The organism is Burkholderia sp. Ac-20384 (assembly GCF_017104605.1).
GTDB classification, from domain to species: domain Bacteria; phylum Pseudomonadota; class Gammaproteobacteria; order Burkholderiales; family Burkholderiaceae; genus Burkholderia; species Burkholderia lata.
In genome coordinates this window covers 1-1,112 of sequence record NZ_JAAGPE010000678.1, presented here as the reverse complement: position 1 = coordinate 1,112, position 1,112 = coordinate 1, and the positions used below count along the sequence as shown (strand labels likewise).

At 64.8% G+C, this 1,112-nt stretch carries 1 protein-coding gene; it reads right to left on the bottom strand.

The genetic code is table 11. The annotated features are described in order from the left end of the window. Positions 1-12 precede the first annotated feature (12 nt). A complete protein-coding gene (hchA, locus tag G3O00_RS42795; RefSeq protein ID WP_174929826.1) occupies positions 13-894 on the bottom strand; it encodes a glyoxalase III HchA in 882 nt (293 codons plus the stop codon). Positions 895-1,112 lie beyond the last annotated feature (218 nt).

Genomic DNA, 1,112 nt, shown 5'->3' with positions numbered 1-1,112 from the left:
GGGCGGCCCGCGTCAGTGGCCGACTTCCTTCAGCAGCGCGGCGGCCGCGAGCTTGCCGATGCCGTTCGACGCGAGCGGGCTGTCGCCGGTGATCAGCTTGCGGTCCTGATGGCAGCGGCCGGTCATGTCCTTGTTGAGTACCTTCGCACCGAGCTTTTCCAGGCTTTGCGCGACGAGCCACGGCAGCGGGCCCGGCATGTAGCCGATCTCGAGATTCGGGCCGGTGTCGAGCGCATCCGGGAACACGCACATCTCGTAGCCCTTGAACGGATAGTTCTGCGGATCTTCGTCCACGGCAGCCGACAACAGGCTTGCGGGCCCGTGGCACAGCGTGATGATGTGCCGGTCGTAGTCGAGCGCCCAGTTCAGCGCGCGCTTCACGTCCTTGCTGTACGGAATGCCGGCGAGGACGCCGTGGCCGCCCGGAATGAACACGGCGATGTACGGCGATTCGGGGCCGAGGTCGGCGTCGAGCACGTCGGACAGCTTCAGCGGCGTCTTGAGCTTCGGCAGGTACTTCCGGTACGTGCCCTGCACCGCCTCGTCGTCGCCGGGCATCGCCCAGAGTTCGAGTTTCGCGGGGTTGCCCGACAGCGTCGCGATATCGATCTCGAAGCCGGCCTGGTCCATGTGATGCATCGGCAGCAGCATTTCGACCGGATGATTGCCGGTCGAGAACATCTTGCCGTTCGTCATCAGGACGTAGCGCTCGTCGGTCGCGATCATCAGCACCTTCCACTTGCCGCCCGTGTACGGATTCGGGTAATCCGCGCCGGTGAAATCGGTCTTCGACGACGTGTACTGCGACAGCGAATACGGGGACGGAAAGTACGCGTTGTTTTCGGCCGGATCGGGCGACGGCGTTCTGTCCATCTGCGGCTGTTCGGAAGTCATGGCTGCTCCTTTCTCGGGGGGACGGATTGAGGATTCGGCATGGAAAACGGCCAAAACGCGTGCATTGCGCATGCACGGTTTCGAATCGGCGGCGTGGGCCTCCGTTCATGCCCGGGGCGAGGGGACGCGGGTCCCGAAGAACCGGTTGTGCGCCGTCATGAATCGTACCGCGGCACCCGTCGTGCCACGCCCCCCCGATCAGGTGGGTCGTGACCCGG

Coding starts and splice junctions, on each gene's coding strand:
- hchA (WP_174929826.1), bottom strand. CDS start 894: ATGACTTCCGAACAGCCGCAGATGGACAGAACGCCGTCGCCCGATCCG.